Here is a 15,302-nt window from a genome sequence, read left to right on the forward strand (position 1 = left end):
AGTCCTCAGGAACCACGGACCGCCTGATGCGCCAAGTGGGCAAGCAACTCGAAGCCGCCTACGGGCCGGACATTGTTCCGTTGCCGTCGAGGGCCACCTTCCACCGCCTTATCGGCAAACTCGCAGAGGGACGCCACGCCACCGGGTCAGCCCGAACCAGACGTACCCTTGCACAGCAGCCCGAAGGCCCTTTCGGCGCCGTCTATCCGGTCAGGCCCGGGGAACTAATGCAGATCGACTCCACTCCCCTGGACATCGCCGTCGAACTCGACGACGGCGTCATCGGGCGCGTGGAACTGACCGCCATGGTCGACATCGCCACCCGCAGCATCCCTGCCGCCGTCGTCCGGCCCGCCACGAAGGCCGTGGACGCTGCCCTCCTGCTCGCCCGCTGCCTGACCCCCGAGCTGATGCGCCCCGGGTGGGCCCAAGCGGCATCAATGGCCGCCTCCGCCCTGCCCTACCGGTCGATGAAATCCATCGACGAACGCCTCGAAGGTGCCGCCGCGAAACCGGTCATCGTGCCCGAAACCATCGTCTGCGACCACGGCAAGGCCTACCTCTCCAACACGTTCAAGAGCGCCTGCCGCAGCCAGGGCATCAGCCTCCAACCGGCCCACCCCGACACTCCCACCGACGAGCCCGTCATCGAACGCACCCTGCAATCCATGGGCACACTCTTCGCTCAATACGTCACCGGCTACCTGGGCTCCTCGGTCGAGCGGCGGGGCAAGAACGCCGAGCACCAGGCCGTGTTCTCGCTGCCGGAGATCCAGGACCTGCTCGATGAATGGATCGTGACCGGCTGGCAGAACCGCCCCCACGACGGGCTTCGGGATCCCTTCACGCCCTCCCGGGTAATGACACCGAACGAAAAGTACGCGGCCCTGCTGGCCGTCAGCGGCTACGTCCCCGTCCCTTTCGGTGCGGAGGATTATCTGGAACTCATGCCTGCGGAAACCAGGGTCATTAACAGCTACGGGGTCAAAATACGCCACCGCGTCTACGACACCGCAGAGCTCAACCCCTTTCGTGGCCAGAAATCCGGGGTGAAGGCCCTCAACGGATTGTGGGAGGTCAGGTACGACCCCTATGACGCCGGCCGCGTCTGGGTCCGCAACCACCACGACGGCGGCTGGATCACCGCCTACTGGCGGCACCTCTCCGCCTCTCCCCAACCCTTCGGGGACGACATCTGGGAGTTCGGCCGCCAAATCGTGGCCGGCCGAGGCATCACCAGCCCCTCGGAGGACGAGATCAAAACCGCCGTGGACAACATCCTCGACAAAGCCTCGCCACCGGTCAGTCCAAGGAAGCGGCAGCGGAAAGACCAGCGGGCCGCCGCCCGCAACACGGCCGCCGTTACGGCCCAACGGCCACGCCCCCACCTGGATCAGCAGCAGCCGGAAGAGGCGCCGGCCCCGAAGCCCGACGCAGCAGGTGAACCATCCGCGGAACAAGAAGAGGATGCGCCGAAGCTGGCCAAGATCATCCCGCTGAAGATCTATGACCCCCACAAGGAGGCCGAGACATGGTGGTGACGGCTGAACTCCCCAGCAACAGCAGGGCCCCGACCACCACCTTGCAGGGCTGGCGGAGCTTCGTCACGTCCCTCGCGCCGAGGATCGACATGCCCGATTCCGCAGCGCTCACGGCGATGGGCGCTTCCACGCGTGAACATCACGACGAGCAGCGCATCAGCTACCACTCCGAGCTCGTCATCGTTGAAACCTCCACAGTCCGTTCCATCACGAACCAGGGCAGGTTGTTGATGATGCTCAACCAGCGTGAGATCAGCGCCCCGCCGCGGACTGGTCGTTTCCGGCCCCTGGGCATCCGGGAAAACCACGGCAATCAAGCTCCTGGGCAAAACCCATGAACTTCTCGTCAAACGCAAATATCCGACCCAGCGGGAGCGAATCCCGGTCGTCTACATCACCACTCCCCCGAAAGGCTCCCCCAGGAAGCTGGCCAGCGAATTCGCGAACTTCCTGGGCCTGCCCCACCGGCTCCGGCAGAACGTCACCGACATTGCCGACGCCGTCTGCCAAGTCCTCACCATGGCCAAGACCGACCTGGTCATCGTCGATTTTACCGACCGTGATTTGTGCTGTTCGTGATGTCCGTTAGAGCCTGTGACTCGATCGTCACGGGCCCGTTTACCGACCGGGACCGGGACGTTCGTCATGTTCTGGTGTCGGTATGGAGGACGAAGTGGTACAGCGCGTTGTGGTCGGGGACCTGAGGGTCCAGCAAATCAATCGGAAGGACGGGCAGCGGTCGTGGACGATCGTGTGGCCCGAGGGGACAGTCCATAAGGAGGCGGACCGGTTCCTGCGGCAGCACGACGGCTCGGGGACGCAGAAGACCTACGCGTACTACCTGGTGGACCACCTGCGATGGCTGGAGCGCGAATGCCTGACCTTCGAGAAGCTCCGACTGCGGGACCTTGAGCGTTACATGGGCATCGTCGGCGCCGAGGTCCGCATGCCGCTCGGAGAACCGTGGAGGGTCGGCAAGCGCCCCTACGGACGCTCGGCTCTGTCTACCGCGGCGGCCTGTCTGAAGGGCTTCTACCTGCATCAGTCCTCCCTCGGCATTAACGGAGAGCTCGGCAAGAAGCTCGACACGTCCCGGCTGCCGTCGCGAGCGGACCGGCGACGGTCCTTCCTGGGGCACGTGAAGTCTTCGCTGCCGGCCAACCCGATCGCGCCCTCGGGGCCGCACCGTCGGCATCCGAAGATGCTCCCGGACGGCGCGCGGGAGAAGCTTCGAGCCCACCGCCCGCGCCATCGATGGCCTCGAGAAAGCCCTGGCCGGCCTCGGCCTCCTCGAGGACGCCCTGGCCCTGGACCTGCGCAAACCCCAGGACTACTTCCATCGCGTGTGGTCCACCGCTTTCCGCGCCACCGACCTCGCCGACGCGGGCAACGACGAGGAGAGCGAGTACAGCGATACGTGCACACTGGAGGACACCGGCCCCGAACAGGACGTCGCATGAAGGCCGCTAGTGTCCCTGGGTCCCGCACCGCGGCGGCCCAGGCCGCCCGCCGCCGCAAGACCGAAATCGCTCTGGAGCGGGTCCATCAGGCCATCGCCCGGCTCCGGCGCGAGAAGGCCCGGGTGAGCGTCGCCGCCGTTTCACGCCGAGCGGAGGTCTCGCGCACGTTCCTCTATGACAACCTCGAGGCCAGGACAGCCGTCGCCACGGCGATGGCCGAGGCCGGTGAACGCCGGTCCCGGATGCTCGTCGACCAGGACAGCGAACGCGAGGCGACTTGGCGCGAACGTGCCATGAACGCCGAGGACGGTCTCAAGGCCGCCCAGGCCGAGATCCTCACCCAGCGCACCCGCATGGGTGACCTCCTCGGCCAGATCCGTGACTTGCAGGCCGAGTGGACAGAGGAAGCCGTCCAGCGGATCACCACCGAGAACACCACCCTCAAGCAGCGCCTCCGCCAGTTGACGGCAGAGAACCGCAGCCTCGACGAGCGGCTCAAGGCCGCCCGCTCGAACCTGCGGTTCCAGGACCGGCGCATCGCTGACCTCGAAGCCCAGATAGTAGGCACCTGAGAATCCAGAACCTGCACCCCGTCCGGCCCCGGTGACAAAGAAACCCCTCGTCACCGGGGCCGGACCACATTGCCAACACCGAGACACGCGGAGGAGCTATAGCAACGGCCCAACTACCGTCACGGACATGTAGTCTATGAATCGTCGCAGTTCAGAGCCGCTTCACGAGCTCCTGCGGTCGGTAAAATCGACGAAATCCACAACCTGAACCTGGCCACCAGCGCCGGGGAAGACATGTCCGACCACCTCAAATACTTCACCGAGCACATGCCCGCCACCTTCGTCTACGCAGGCATCAACGTCGAAAATTCTGGCCTGTTCACCGGGCTGCGGGGCCGGCAAATCTCTGCCCGGACCGTGCTGATGACCACCGGCCCCTTCCCGCTCACCGAGGAATGGGACTCCCTCGTGGCCACCCTTGAAGACGGCCTGCGCCTCCACGCTCACGAGCCAGGCACGCTCACCTCCCAGACCCAATACCTGCACCACCGCACCGGTGGGAGCATCAGTAGTCTCTCCCACCTCATCCGCGAGGCAGCCATCCTGGCCATCCTCAACGGTACGGAACGCATAGACCGCGCACTGCTCGATGACATCAGCATCGACCATGCCGCGGAATCGATCGCTCCCAGGCCACCGGCCGCGAACCCCTCCGTCCAATGACGCCACGACAGCTGTTCCCAGGGACCGGTCGTCCGCTGCCCATGCCGGTGCGCCCCTACCAAGATGAGACAACACGCTCGTATATTCGCCGCATCAACACTGCGAACGTGCTCCACCACGGCGAGCTGATGAAGGTGTTGAGGCGGGCCCGACGGCCATGGGTCTACAGTCTCTCAGTATGGATGGAGACCCAGCCGGATACCCTCGTGCTGGCAATGCCACAACTGGGCAAACACCGTTCGGAGCCAGCATTCCGACAAAAACTCGTCGGCCGACCAATCCGCACAACCCACAGTCCCGCCTGCCATCGCTGCACCCTAACCCGAGGCGCCGGCCCCTACGTAGAGATCTACACCACCCACGAACGCGTCATCTGCCCCGACCACGGTCTCTGGATCGGTGAGGGTGTCGCCGGGTTCACCGACCAATTCACCGTCCGCGCCTGCCCGGAAATCACCACCGCCTGGCACCACCACAAAAACCTCATCACCCGGCACGGACACTCACAGGTTCGCAGGGCCTTCCACATCGCCAGTGTCATCAACTGGAGATGGTACGACCAATTCCAACACTTCACCGCCGCCATGGACATCCACGACACCCTGGCAAGCGACCACCCCCGGCAAGCGAACAGCAAAGCCCTGGTCGCCGCGGCCCTCTACCCCTCCATCGTCACACTCACCGCAGTCATCGCCTCACCCTATTGGTTGGCGAACGCCCGCTCGCCCCGTCCCGACGTTTTCCTCGAACGGGTCAGCCACGAAATCACCGACGGATGGCAACCACAGGGAGCCTTCGACCCCCTGCGACACTGGATGGAAACCAACTGGCCACCCGGATTCCGCGGATCCGACACGATTCTCCCGCGCAAACCCAACGATTGACGCCCATAACGAAATGAGCCTGAACCGGCTCCAAATCCTGTCCCATATATGGCCCGCTCACCGGGCATTTTCTCGGGCCGGTCCTACGGGAATCGGCCAGCCGCGGAAACACGGCGACCGTGATCTGGAACATTTTGAGTGGCGCTTGCCCCGCTGAACGACCGGCTAGCGGGCACCAATTACGGTTCTCTCGTCCGAGTTTTGTGACGCGACCCTACATGCCGCACCGACGGGTGTTGTTCTACCGGTATCTTTTGAGGAACCGCCCATCTCGCCCGAACCGGGCCGCATGGCATGGGATGATCTTGCAATGAGCGAACTTGAGGTCAAGCGCTTGGTCCGCGGGGACGCGGCTGCGGCAGGCGTCATGTTTGAGATGATGGCGCGTGTCTTCGGAGAAGACAGCGAGCGGCTCAGCGAGGACTACCTCGAAGATCTTCTTGGTCGAGAGGGTTTCTGGGCCCTGGCGGCTTTCATTGGCCCGGATATTGTTGCCGGCCTAACTGCTCACACGTTGCCGATGACACGTTCACCAACGTCGGAGGTGTTCATCTACGATCTTGCCGTGCGGCAAGACCATAGGAGACAGGGCGTCGCAAGCCGCCTGGTGCTCGAACTGCGTGCCACCGCCGCGCTGGAGGGCATCCACGAGATATTCGTTCCGGCCGACAACGAGGACGTGCACGCCTTGGATTTCTATCGGGCGCTGGGAGCTACCGCTTCGCCGGTCACGTTCTTCACCTTCAAGTCTGGCAATGTTTAAGGCTTAGGGCGGCCCGGTGAGCGATCCCTTAGCGTGCTTCCGAACAGCTTCGAACATCGCCACCTGAGGTCAGGCAGACTTGAATTGCGAGGCTATCGACTCACGCATCGACGCCACGTCAACGTCGCCGGCTGTCTGTTCTATAAGCACTTTGGCTAACCGTTTCGGCCAGAGCACGTGAACGCTACGAGTCGAGAATGCACCCCCGATCAGGGGCCAGTCTGCTTCGATGAAGCAAAGCGCCCCGGTGACCGGAACATCACCGACGAGGTCGCGCACGACGTCGACCTGTTTGAGCACCCCATCGACCAGTTTCGTGCAATCACGCCGGCCAACTAGGAGTTTCTCGACGCGTGGGCGAAGGATGCCACCCTCGATCTTCAGTTCAGGCCGTCCCTTGTACCGCTTGGCATCGATCACCCAGATTCCACCGGGAGTGATGGCGATGTGGTCGATGTTGGCCTTTGAGCCGGGGATGCGTCGGTCGTGAAGGACAGCCAGGCCATCGGCGGCCAGGTCATTTAGCCGAGCGCCGAGGCGTTCCTCACCGATCGCGCCTCGATCCCAGGACTTGGTGTGCGGCCGCTCGTCAGAGAGTGCGACCGCAAGGCCGCCGAAGTGACCCCACTTCTCGCGGAGCTTTTCTTCGTCCTTCGCCTTGCGGCGCTCATATTCTCGTCGGGCGGACGACCCGGCTACGCCGGACTCAGTGGACAACGACTCATCCCAAGGTAGTTCCAGGTCGGGGGACATGGTTTCCGTAGCCTCGGTGGCACACTCCAAGCAGCGGATGGTCTTGGTCTCGCTCTCATAGATCGCTTCTGTCCCGGCCGGAAGGGAGGCACCGCACAGCCGACACGCTCCGGCGTACCGGAGCCTCATCTGCTTCATGAGGCTGCACTTTGGATCGCCGGCACGGACCCAGTCTGCTTGTAGATCGCGGCGGTTAGGCCGCGGATGCGCTTTGCCATGGCTCAATCCTCACCCACGGCAGGAGCTTTTTCGGGGTGTGCCGCGCGTAGCGGCATCCAAAGACCTCGCGAACTGTCCCAGCGAAGGATCCTCAGCGAGCACGTTCTTCAAGACAGGGGCCGGTCGCGAGGGACTCTATTCCCCATGGGCCGGTTACGCCTCGGCAGGGAACCCGGGCAGACCGTCGATGCTCAGCGAGTTCCTCTCGGCGCGGTACTCGGCCATGCCGTCCTCGCCTTTCTTCTCGGCCTGCAACCGGAGAAGGTCACGTTCTTCGGTCATTTCCATAACGGGGACACCCCAACCACACGAGTCGCTGATGCGCGTGACGTCTACCGTGATGACCGCTCGGGTGCTCGGGTGCTTGGGGTGAAGTGCCGTTACCTCTTCGAATGTTGCCTCGCCCGGAAGGAACACCGCACCTCGCCCGTGTAGGCGAACGATGCGGGGACGGCTACCGAACGAATTGAACATGAGGCACACACGGCCATTTTCTCGGATGTGTGCGATGGTCTCGATGCCGCTGCCGGTGTAGTCGACCCAGCCGACTCGGTGAGCGCCCAGGACAGAGAACGAGTCGTGGCCGCGGGGGGACATGTTTACATGCCCCTCTGTCTCAAGGGGCGCGGTTGCGACGAACCACATGGGCTGTTCCTCGATCCAAGCCTTGAGGTTTCTGTCGATGGAGTCGAAGATTTTGGCCACGGTCAAAGCATAGTCCGTCGCATCGGGCCGTTTCGGTTGTCCGTTGAGGGATCTCGTTGCGGAACATGCCAACATGAGATGTCTCTCTCAGGTTCCCCCGAAGGGTGTTCTAACGCTCGTATTCAAATCGTTTGACGAGCAATTCCTCCGCAGGCTCAAACCCACGCCTGGCATAGAAGGTCTGTGATTCATCCGAAGGAGAAAGCACGATGCGGGCTGCTTTGATGTTCTGCGAAAAATGAATTGCCGCGTCTAGGAGCATGCTAACGACCCCGCCGTTGCGGTGATCCTCCACGACGAATGCGCTCCCGAGATAGACCCAGCACGTTGATTTCTTGCCGGGCTTCGGCATGCGCTCGAACACCATGAGATTCAGCATTCCGATAGGCGTGCCGTCCAGATCCGCGACGAACATGGTGCGCGCGTTGTTCGCCTGCCAGGTTCGATAGTTGTTATCGAAGTCTGGATCCTCGGTCGGTTCCCCCGTTTGTTCCGCGACCCATGCGGCCCGCAGTCGAATGAGACTGGGCGTATCGGTTGAGCGTGCCTGACGAATAATGAGCATCCGCCTACTCTAGCCACCTGCCGTCCAGAGGCCGGCCCGTCCAAAGTCTAGAAAGTCCGTTCAGCCTTCCGCATGCGGGCGCGACGGCAAATGAACTACTTCCGCTCACAGCCATGGCTCAAGGTGTAGCGGGGTGCTACGCTCTAGTTATGAAGACGATGCCAACCCGCATTAGTGGAGAACTTTTCGGGGCCGCGAAGGTCGCCGGGGAGATTCAAAGCCGCAGTGCTGCGCAGCAGCTGGATCACTGGGCTCGAATTGGCCGCGAGCTGGAAGCATCGCCGATGATCACTCACGGAGCGATCGACAAAGTTCTGACTGGACAGGCGTCCTATGACAGTCTTCCTGATACTGCGCAGGCCGTGGTTCGGGTGGCCTGGGACGAACAGATCTCGGCCAAGATCGCGGGACTGGATTTTGAAGACCGCTTGCAAGAAGTCGGCCGGCCTTGGGCAGAAGCGGATACTGAGGGCCATACAGTTATTCGCAACCCCAGCGCCAGTCCAGCGTGAGTTCACCGGTCCTTCATGTCCTTGCGGGACCTAATGGCGCAGGTAAGTCCACGTTCGCGCAGGTCGTGTTGCAACCAGTCACGCATCTCCCATTCATCAATGCAGATGAGATCGCAGCGTTGCGCTGGCCCGGCCAGGAGGCCGAACATGCTTACGATGCTTCGGCTGCTGCAATGGCCGCCCGTGACGACGCGCTAAGCCACCGGCGTTCCTTCATCACCGAGACCGTATTCAGCCATCCCAGCAAGGTTGATCTCATAAAACAAAGCATCCTTGCTGGCTACCTTGTCACCTTGCACGTAATTCTCATCCCAGAGGACGTCGCTGTGATGCGAGTGGAATACCGGGTAACGCTGGGCGGACATACAGTTCCAGAAACCAAGGTGCGGGAACGCTATCGGCGCCTCTGGGACCTAATCGCTGAGGCACGCGACCTCGCTGACCGCTGCATCTTCTACGACAACAGCCTCGCCTCCACACCTTTCCTGCCCATCGCCAACTACGAAAGCGGTCGACTTATTGGGGATCCGGCGTGGCCCGGATGGACTCCTTCCGCACTCACCAGACACTCGTAGTCTTATTGACCAGATCCGCTGCACGGGGCATTTTGGTACTTAACCGGACCGCATATCATCAGGATCACACTCGGCGAAGTCATGGTGTCCCGCTCAGCGTTCCCCTTCCGGACATGGAGCGGCCGTGCCGTCGGCTTCGACAATGGACACCAACCGCTGCTTCAGTGTCTCGCCGTCTGAAATCAGTCTGAAGTAGACTCCTTGAAAACTTCCCCTTCCGGATAACGACGGGATCCGCACGCATGCAGTTTGCCAGCGCCATGGTCAGCCACGACTGGAGGAACCTGGGCTACCCCAGCGTTCGCGTGGCCGAATTCTGGGACAGCAGATCCTGCGGCATTTCCTGCCTGAGAATGGCTTTCGGGGCACTGGACGTTGGTGGGTCGATGGGGCCGGCCGCCCTCACCGAAGCCCTCCTGGAACGTGCAGCCTACACGGAGACCTCTGGATGGAAACACGGCCACCTCGCGGCCTATGCCACAGAACTGGGGTTGGCCGCCTCACCGCAGATAATCCACAGCGTTGACGAGTTGCAGGCCGCCCATGCCAGGGGCGCGGTGGTTATTGTTTCCATCGGCCACAGTTTTGAAACCCCCGGAAAGACCGGGCATCTCGCCGTGCTCCTGTCGATCGCCGAAAGCGGCGAAGCCGTTCTCCACATCCCCTCCGGTGACAACCCGGACCAAGGTAAAGGAGTCAGGGTTCCGACAGGCGTCTTCTGGGAGCATTTCTCCGGGCGGGCCATCGTCCTGTCAAGGCACGATCACCCATGACAACGCCGGATATTGCTTCCTCGCCCACATGTTCCTGATGGGAAAGTAGGCGATCGAAAGGAATCCGTCCGTTCAGGGTTCCCGTTACGGGACGACCACGTTTTGTAGTCTCGATGTTTCCACGACATGATTCGGTGGCCGGTCCACGACCCTCCTACAGGATGATTTTGGTTGTCCATATCGGACACCCCTTGTGGGCTGGGGGGTCATTGCCGGCTGGGCGTGGAGTACCTTCGTGGCGGGAAGACGTGAGCCGGAAAACAGGTCCGCGGCGTTCAAGCCATCGGCGCTGTCGCCCCGTTGTCGGATGGCAGGGTCAGGATGACCCTGGCCAGCTACGCCGGGTCAGCGGATCCCCCGCGACGTCCAAGCCATTCGTTGTGGGCTTCCGCTTCGGCCGCGGCGGATAGTTCCGTGTCCTCAATGCTGAGCATCATGCCGCTGTCCCGCCTGTCGGAAAAGTGCGGGACAATATCGCGGCCGTTGACTTTCCATATGCTGGGCGGGACTTCCTCGTTGTCCCACGGGCGGGTGGGCTGGCCATAAAGGTCCGTGAGCCGGTTCCAGACCTCATCGTGGCCGCGGAGCGCGGCCGGGACGCCAGGCTCCATGAATGCGTAGGGCCGGAAACAGATTCCCATGAACCTGCCGTTATAGGAGCTCCAAGAGGTGAAAACCTCGCCGGGAAGTTCAGTGGCGAGCGCAAAGGTTTCACCCGTCGATCCCTCGCGCGCTTCGTCTAGCCGGGCCCCGGACGTGAACCCCAGCCGTTTGAAGAGGCCCTGACGTTCTTCATCGGACCGGGACCATCGACCCTCAACCAGTTGCGTCACCAGGGCCACGAGGGCGCTGGGTTCGGGAATCAATTCAGGCAGTGGTTCCGTGCTGGACATACCGAGACGCTACCGCCTTGGCGCCAGGAATCGTACCGTTGAACGTCTGGATATTTACCTTCGAACGCGGATTCCAGGCAAAGGGGCTGTCCCGGTGGGGGTCCCGCTAACGAACATCGTCTAGCCTGTGACTACGAAGGACCTGTGGTGCACCGTACAATTTCGGGATCACGGGACGGGGGCCTGATCACTGGGCGTAGGGGGCTTCACGGGCGCGAACGGAACAGGCTTCTTCGGTATGCTGCGCGAACAGCCAGCATGCGGCAAGGTCGAGTACCGCCGGCGTGAGTGTGTAGGTGCGAACGCGTCCAACCTTGCTCGAAGTGAGTAAGCCTGCTGATTCCAAAAGCACCAGATGCTTCGCGATTGCCTGGATGGAGACCGGGAACTGCGTCGCGATCTGCAGTACTGACAACGGGTGCGTCGCCAGGAGATCAACGATCCCGCGTCGCGTGGGGTCAGCGAGGGCGCGAAAGAGTCTCGATAATGCAACCTCGGATTCATTGATTTCCATAGTTTGCCCAGTACAACAAGACGGGTTCGTCTTGCGGCCGACTCTTTCTCGGTCTTCATGACCCCGCTCGAGCGGAGGTTGGAGCGAATCGGTTGTAGAGTCCCCGGCAAGATCGGCGCCGATGATTGTCTGATACACACCCTCGCGTCAGCCTTCTCGCGCGATTCTGCATCGGGTCGACGACGGGAGGGTGATTGGCGCGGTCGGAGCTGCTGACCTTACAGACCACTCATGTCCTGAAGCTCCCAGGAGTTGCCGTCAGGGTCGCTGAAGAAGGCGAATTTCACGCCTCCCATGTCCTCAACCTCGCTGACCGCGACGCCACGGCTCAGTAGTTGCTCGCGCGCGGCGATGATGTCATCGACTACGAGGTGAAGGCCCTTGACGGTTCCGTCGTCCGGACTGCCGGTGCCCATTCCGGTGCCGATGACGATTGAACAGGCCGAGCCAGGGGGCGTGAGCTGGATGATCCGCATGCCGTTACCGGGTTGGACGTCGTGATCCAGGTTGAAGCCCACCATGTCGGTGTAGAAGGCTTTGCTCCGGTCCACGTCGGCAACAGGCAGCGGCACTAATTCGAGTTTCATATCCATGGGTATCGTGGTTCCAATCTTTCGGGAGGTTAGGGTTGCGCGGTTCGTTCAAGTCGGGGGGAGGGCCCTGTGCGTGCGGAGTCCTCCCTGCGGAGCAGGTGGAAGGCCGTCGCTGAAACCCAGCCCGTTATCGCGATCGCAGCGCCCAGGAGAGACAACCCGCCATGGCCGGTTGTCAGGAGGGCGCTCCCTGCCGCCACAAAGATGATGATGGCAACGGCGAACACCGAGCTGAGGATCGCCCATGCTCGGTCGTGGTCGGCCGCGAACTTCCGAACGAACACGACGGCAGCCGCGACGATCGCGAGGGCAAGTGCGGAGAATGCGAGGCTGTGAATGTTCGAGGGCGCGCTTTGGATCGGGGGAACCCCTTCAGGCGCGCCGGTCGGGAAACCGAGCTGAGGGTCGGGGTGCCAGATTCCAGCGACGAGGAACAAGAGTCCGAAGGCTCCGACGAGGATCGGGCCCCAGGTTCCTGCCTTTCCTGGGTGTAGCAGTCGACGCAGTCCGACAGCGAAGGCGATTCCCAGCGATCCCGTAACGAGGAAGTTGATGGTTTGCACCCACCCGAGTGAGCCGACAAGCAGGAGGCTGACCTCGTGTTTCGTGATATCGAAGCCGGGACGGGTCACAGCCTGCAGGAGTGAGAGCACGATGAACCACGGCCCTACTGCGGTGCCGGCGATGAGGAGCAGGCGGGTTGTCCAATTCTTCGCAGCCGATCTAGTCATGAGTGCGTTCGCTCGTGATCTCGTAGGCCACGTTTGCGGCAGGGTCCGCACCGGGATTTGGTGTCCACGCTCCGGAGAAGGAGCGGGTGCTCCCCGTGAACGTGGCGTCAAGCGCGCCATAATTCACACGAATGGTGAGCACGTCGCCGTTGACTTCCCATTCGTAGGGCCAAGGATCTGGCGACAGATTCGAGAACACATACGACTTGAGAGTCCTTGATTGGGCGTCGTAGCCGATGATCTCCCGGCTCTTGATGACCGTGCCCAGGAAGTTGATTTCAGCGTCCTGTTGCAGTAAGAATCCTCCAGAAAGCCATTTGAATGTGGTTCTGCCGGTGATGTTTTCCTCGTCAGCGCCCGCTAAATGGCCTTTCAGAGTCCAGGCGCCAATGAGCGGTTCCAGACCCTTCAGTGAGGGTGCGGCTCGGGAACGCTTGGTTCGGTGATCTCAAACGGCATATCGGGCGCGCTGGCAGTCATACCTGTACCGCCTTGTTCTTGTCGAGACCCGCCGCCATCTTGTCGAGCGACTGATGCATTCCCGCGTATGCGAATACGGACATCAGACTCCGAGTCCAGCCCTTCTCGGTGATCGTGAGTTCCGTCAGGCCGTTCACATCTCTGAACTCGACGATCGTGTGCACGTTCTGGGAAAAGCCGGCGGGCAGATCGTCGGCGGCCAACGGCTTGCCGGTCTCATCGGTCAGGTTCTGCGTGAACTCGAGCCGTTTCATCGGGGTGATCTTCTTGTACGTGCCGCCGGTGAAGCTCTCTTGGCCGCCCTGGTCGCTGGGTGCGCGCATGCTGAAGACATAAGAGCCTCCCTCGCGGAGATCGATCCGGGCCGAAGGTGACGTGTAGTCCTCCGGACCCCACCACCCCGTGACTGCCTTCGGGTCAGTCCACAGCTTCCAGACCGTCTCAACCGGTGCGTTGAGGATGCGGGTGATGACGATGTCTCTCGTGTCCTTATTTGCCATCTTCTACTCCTTCATTGATTCGTTCGACGTACGATTCCATCGCGTCAAGGCGCGCATTCCACTGGCTAGTACGTGCGGCCAGCCACCGCTCGGTTTCGTTCATGGCAGCGGTGTCGAGCTGATAGATCCGCTGCTGCGCACGCTTCCTGACACGCACCAGCCCGGCCTCCCGTAAAACCTTGAGGTGTTGCGAGACCGCTGAGGCGCTGCTACTGAAAACGCCGCTGATATCGCTTGCGGAGAGCTCGCCTCGCTGGGCAAGCATGTCAACGATGGTCAAACGTGTTCGGTCGGCAAGCGCTGCAAAGACGACGGGCTGGCTTACGGTCATGCGACGAGATTACAGTGTGCGCTTAATTAAGTAAATACTAAATAACCGTGTACCGTGTCAGGATGGTTGTCCTTTTTCTCTCGTCCCGCCCGCCGCCGCGTTCACAGGCACCAAGTACGACGTGCTAATGAGCCGCCCAAGGTACGAGCGTGATCTACGCCCTTCAGCAAGAACTGAGTGGGGGGCTCCGGCCGTGGGAGGACACTTGGTGGCACGGAGAAGTGGAGGCGCACAGATGTCCTCTGATCGGTTGCTCGTGCGTCGTAGGGGTATCGAATGCGATTGGAGAACGCCATGCAATACATGCTGCTCATCTACACCGACTCGACAGCGCCCGCGATTCCCGACGACGACACCAGCATCGTCGAATGGGCCGCTGAGGTTGAGCGCCGCGGAATCTCGCGCGGCGGGGACCGTCTCCGGAGTCCCAGCGACTCCACGACAATCAAGGTCCGCGATGGAAAGCTGAGCGTGACCGACGGCCCCTGCCTCGAGACAAAGGAAAGGATTGCCGGCTTCGACATTCTTGAGTGCGAAAACCTCGACGAAGTTATCCAAATCGCCGCGCAGCACACGATGGCCCGCTATGGGCAGATCGAAATCCGTCCGTTCTGGCCGCTGAATCTGTGACCAGCAAGTCCTCGTACCGCGACCGCAGAGGGTTCCCCTTACAGGACACTATGCGGCGGCCGGGGGGCACGCGGGCGCAGACAATGTCGAGGGTCGCCAACTGAGGCTTGGAGCGTATCCAAGGCGGGATTCTGCGATTTGGGTCAACTGTAGTGAGACAAGGGCATTCATCCTGTCTCACTACAGTTGACCCAAACGCCTAAATTCAGGCCGTGATGGTTCAAGTTAGATGAGACAGGACACCTGTCTCATCTAAAGTGACGCAATCTCAACTTAGTTGAAGCATTAGGGCACTTCGTCTCAAGATAGGTACTACAGTCTCGACAAGCGGTTGCAAACCACAAGCGGAAGGAGCCCCGTGCTGAGGCAGGTCGCGGAGGGTGTGCTGATCCACGAGAGCGAGTTCTGCCAGAGCAACGCCGTTGTCGTGCAAGGCCGGGCTGGCGTGTTGCTCATCGACCCCGGGGTGCACGGCTACGAAATGGCCTGCCTCGCGAACGACCTGTCCGATTCGGGCCAGACCGTTGTGGCAGGCTTCTCGACGCATCCTCATTGGGATCACCTGCTCTGGCACGCCGGGCTCGGCGCGGCGCCCCGTTACGGCACCGCGCGCTGCGCGGCTACTGCCCGAGATCGACTGTCGGA

At 61.9% G+C, this 15,302-nt stretch carries 21 protein-coding genes; 11 read left to right on the plus strand and 10 right to left on the minus strand.

What is annotated here, in order from left to right:
* The first annotated feature begins 35 nt into the window (after positions 1-35).
* The 6 genes from ABIB26_RS15955 to ABIB26_RS15980 all read left to right on the plus strand — a co-directional run bounded on the left by ABIB26_RS15955 (position 36) and on the right by ABIB26_RS15980 (position 5,883).
* On the plus strand, positions 36-1,541 hold the full coding sequence (locus ABIB26_RS15955; protein ID WP_354245122.1) for a TnsB C-terminal domain-containing protein: 1,506 nt from the start codon (positions 36-38) through the stop codon (positions 1,539-1,541).
* A gap of 246 nt (positions 1,542-1,787) precedes the next feature.
* Positions 1,788-2,120, plus strand: a complete 333-nt coding sequence (locus ABIB26_RS15960) for a TniB family NTP-binding protein (protein WP_354245125.1) — start codon at positions 1,788-1,790, stop codon at positions 2,118-2,120.
* A gap of 877 nt (positions 2,121-2,997) precedes the next feature.
* Positions 2,998-3,573 (plus strand): DUF6262 family protein, encoded by a 576-nt coding sequence (locus ABIB26_RS15965; protein WP_354245128.1) that lies wholly within the window; start codon positions 2,998-3,000, stop codon positions 3,571-3,573.
* Positions 3,574-3,807: 234 nt separating this feature from the next.
* Entirely contained in the window at positions 3,808-4,236 is a 429-nt protein-coding gene (locus tag ABIB26_RS15970) for a hypothetical protein (protein WP_354245130.1), read from the plus strand.
* Between the two features lie 182 nt (positions 4,237-4,418).
* The gene (locus ABIB26_RS15975) at positions 4,419-5,120 is read left to right on the plus strand and encodes a hypothetical protein (RefSeq protein ID WP_354245133.1); all 702 of its coding nucleotides are present in this window, start codon (positions 4,419-4,421) and stop codon (positions 5,118-5,120) included.
* A 310-nt stretch (positions 5,121-5,430) separates the two neighbouring features.
* Positions 5,431-5,883 (plus strand): GNAT family N-acetyltransferase, encoded by a 453-nt coding sequence (locus ABIB26_RS15980; protein ID WP_354245136.1) that lies wholly within the window; start codon positions 5,431-5,433, stop codon positions 5,881-5,883.
* A gap of 69 nt (positions 5,884-5,952) precedes the next feature.
* Here ABIB26_RS15980 and ABIB26_RS15985 read toward each other — a convergent pair whose 3' ends face one another.
* The 3 genes from ABIB26_RS15985 to ABIB26_RS15995 form a co-directional block, all read right to left on the minus strand.
* Positions 5,953-6,636, minus strand: a complete 684-nt coding sequence (locus tag ABIB26_RS15985; RefSeq protein ID WP_354245139.1) for a nuclease-related domain-containing protein — start codon at positions 6,634-6,636, stop codon at positions 5,953-5,955.
* A gap of 372 nt (positions 6,637-7,008) precedes the next feature.
* Positions 7,009-7,560: a pyridoxamine 5'-phosphate oxidase family protein gene (locus ABIB26_RS15990; RefSeq protein WP_354245142.1), complete on the minus strand. Its 552-nt coding sequence runs from the start codon at positions 7,558-7,560 to the stop codon at positions 7,009-7,011.
* A gap of 109 nt (positions 7,561-7,669) precedes the next feature.
* The gene (locus ABIB26_RS15995; RefSeq protein ID WP_354245145.1) at positions 7,670-8,125 is read right to left on the minus strand and encodes a GNAT family N-acetyltransferase; all 456 of its coding nucleotides are present in this window, start codon (positions 8,123-8,125) and stop codon (positions 7,670-7,672) included.
* A 149-nt stretch (positions 8,126-8,274) separates the two neighbouring features.
* On the opposite strand from ABIB26_RS15995, the gene ABIB26_RS16000 reads away from it, so the two are divergent.
* The 3 genes from ABIB26_RS16000 (at position 8,275) to ABIB26_RS16010 (ending at position 9,985) form a co-directional block, all read left to right on the plus strand.
* Positions 8,275-8,637, plus strand: a complete 363-nt coding sequence (locus ABIB26_RS16000; RefSeq protein ID WP_354245147.1) for a TA system antitoxin ParD family protein — start codon at positions 8,275-8,277, stop codon at positions 8,635-8,637.
* The gene (locus ABIB26_RS16005) at positions 8,634-9,212 is read left to right on the plus strand and encodes an ATPase (protein ID WP_354245149.1); all 579 of its coding nucleotides are present in this window, start codon (positions 8,634-8,636) and stop codon (positions 9,210-9,212) included. The genes ABIB26_RS16000 and ABIB26_RS16005 overlap by 4 nt, the downstream gene beginning before the upstream one ends.
* 242 nt (positions 9,213-9,454) lie before the next feature.
* On the plus strand, positions 9,455-9,985 hold the full coding sequence (locus ABIB26_RS16010; RefSeq protein WP_354245152.1) for a beta/alpha barrel domain-containing protein: 531 nt from the start codon (positions 9,455-9,457) through the stop codon (positions 9,983-9,985).
* Between the two features lie 335 nt (positions 9,986-10,320).
* On the opposite strand, the gene ABIB26_RS16015 is transcribed toward ABIB26_RS16010, so the two are convergent.
* From ABIB26_RS16015 to ABIB26_RS16045, 7 genes are all read right to left on the minus strand, one after another.
* Positions 10,321-10,878, minus strand: a complete 558-nt coding sequence (locus ABIB26_RS16015) for a hypothetical protein (protein ID WP_354245155.1) — start codon at positions 10,876-10,878, stop codon at positions 10,321-10,323.
* Positions 10,879-11,065: 187 nt separating this feature from the next.
* A complete protein-coding gene (locus ABIB26_RS16020; protein ID WP_354245158.1) occupies positions 11,066-11,392 on the minus strand; it encodes an ArsR/SmtB family transcription factor in 327 nt (108 codons plus the stop codon).
* Positions 11,393-11,610: 218 nt separating this feature from the next.
* On the minus strand, positions 11,611-11,985 hold the full coding sequence (locus ABIB26_RS16025) for a VOC family protein (protein WP_354245161.1): 375 nt from the start codon (positions 11,983-11,985) through the stop codon (positions 11,611-11,613).
* A 29-nt stretch (positions 11,986-12,014) separates the two neighbouring features.
* Positions 12,015-12,716 (minus strand): DUF998 domain-containing protein, encoded by a 702-nt coding sequence (locus ABIB26_RS16030; protein ID WP_354245164.1) that lies wholly within the window; start codon positions 12,714-12,716, stop codon positions 12,015-12,017.
* A complete protein-coding gene (locus ABIB26_RS16035; RefSeq protein WP_354245194.1) occupies positions 12,709-13,128 on the minus strand; it encodes a DUF1579 family protein in 420 nt (139 codons plus the stop codon). The genes ABIB26_RS16030 and ABIB26_RS16035 overlap by 8 nt, the downstream gene beginning before the upstream one ends.
* A 64-nt stretch (positions 13,129-13,192) precedes the next feature.
* The gene (locus tag ABIB26_RS16040; RefSeq protein WP_354245167.1) at positions 13,193-13,696 is read right to left on the minus strand and encodes an SRPBCC family protein; all 504 of its coding nucleotides are present in this window, start codon (positions 13,694-13,696) and stop codon (positions 13,193-13,195) included.
* Complete coding sequence (locus ABIB26_RS16045) at positions 13,686-14,027, minus strand: ArsR/SmtB family transcription factor (RefSeq protein WP_354245169.1); 342 nt, start codon at positions 14,025-14,027, stop codon at positions 13,686-13,688. The genes ABIB26_RS16040 and ABIB26_RS16045 overlap by 11 nt, the downstream gene beginning before the upstream one ends.
* A gap of 276 nt (positions 14,028-14,303) precedes the next feature.
* On the opposite strand from ABIB26_RS16045, the gene ABIB26_RS16050 reads away from it, so the two are divergent.
* Both ABIB26_RS16050 and ABIB26_RS16055 read left to right on the plus strand, forming a co-directional pair.
* Positions 14,304-14,657 carry a YciI family protein gene (locus ABIB26_RS16050; protein ID WP_354245172.1) on the plus strand — a complete coding sequence of 118 codons (354 nt, stop codon included), beginning with the start codon at positions 14,304-14,306 and terminating at the stop codon, positions 14,655-14,657.
* Positions 14,658-15,015: 358 nt separating this feature from the next.
* On the plus strand, positions 15,016-15,302 hold a 287-nt coding region (locus ABIB26_RS16055; protein WP_354245174.1), incomplete at its 3' end, for an MBL fold metallo-hydrolase.

The sequence above is a fragment of the Arthrobacter sp. UYEF20 genome (assembly GCF_040546335.1).
GTDB lineage: Bacteria > Actinomycetota > Actinomycetes > Actinomycetales > Micrococcaceae > Arthrobacter.

What these genes read in the sequence shown, in the direction of transcription:
- ABIB26_RS16030 (WP_354245164.1), bottom strand. Translation starts at nt 12,716, where the DNA reads ATGACTAGATCGGCTGCGAAGAATTGGACAACCCGCCTGCTCCTCATC.
- ABIB26_RS16020 (WP_354245158.1), bottom strand. Translation starts at nt 11,392, where the DNA reads ATGGAAATCAATGAATCCGAGGTTGCATTATCGAGACTCTTTCGCGCC.
- ABIB26_RS15985 (WP_354245139.1), bottom strand. Translation starts at nt 6,636, where the DNA reads ATGTCCCCCGACCTGGAACTACCTTGGGATGAGTCGTTGTCCACTGAG.
- ABIB26_RS16050 (WP_354245172.1), top strand. Translation starts at nt 14,304, where the DNA reads ATGCGATTGGAGAACGCCATGCAATACATGCTGCTCATCTACACCGAC.
- ABIB26_RS15965 (WP_354245128.1), top strand. Translation starts at nt 2,998, where the DNA reads ATGAAGGCCGCTAGTGTCCCTGGGTCCCGCACCGCGGCGGCCCAGGCC.
- ABIB26_RS16015 (WP_354245155.1), bottom strand. Translation starts at nt 10,878, where the DNA reads ATGTCCAGCACGGAACCACTGCCTGAATTGATTCCCGAACCCAGCGCC.
- ABIB26_RS15995 (WP_354245145.1), bottom strand. Translation starts at nt 8,125, where the DNA reads ATGCTCATTATTCGTCAGGCACGCTCAACCGATACGCCCAGTCTCATT.
- ABIB26_RS15975 (WP_354245133.1), top strand. Translation starts at nt 4,419, where the DNA reads ATGGAGACCCAGCCGGATACCCTCGTGCTGGCAATGCCACAACTGGGC.
- ABIB26_RS16040 (WP_354245167.1), bottom strand. Translation starts at nt 13,696, where the DNA reads ATGGCAAATAAGGACACGAGAGACATCGTCATCACCCGCATCCTCAAC.
- ABIB26_RS16045 (WP_354245169.1), bottom strand. Translation starts at nt 14,027, where the DNA reads ATGACCGTAAGCCAGCCCGTCGTCTTTGCAGCGCTTGCCGACCGAACA.
- ABIB26_RS16000 (WP_354245147.1), top strand. Translation starts at nt 8,275, where the DNA reads ATGAAGACGATGCCAACCCGCATTAGTGGAGAACTTTTCGGGGCCGCG.
- ABIB26_RS16010 (WP_354245152.1), top strand. Translation starts at nt 9,455, where the DNA reads ATGCAGTTTGCCAGCGCCATGGTCAGCCACGACTGGAGGAACCTGGGC.
- ABIB26_RS15980 (WP_354245136.1), top strand. Translation starts at nt 5,431, where the DNA reads ATGAGCGAACTTGAGGTCAAGCGCTTGGTCCGCGGGGACGCGGCTGCG.
- ABIB26_RS16025 (WP_354245161.1), bottom strand. Translation starts at nt 11,985, where the DNA reads ATGGATATGAAACTCGAATTAGTGCCGCTGCCTGTTGCCGACGTGGAC.
- ABIB26_RS15970 (WP_354245130.1), top strand. Translation starts at nt 3,808, where the DNA reads ATGTCCGACCACCTCAAATACTTCACCGAGCACATGCCCGCCACCTTC.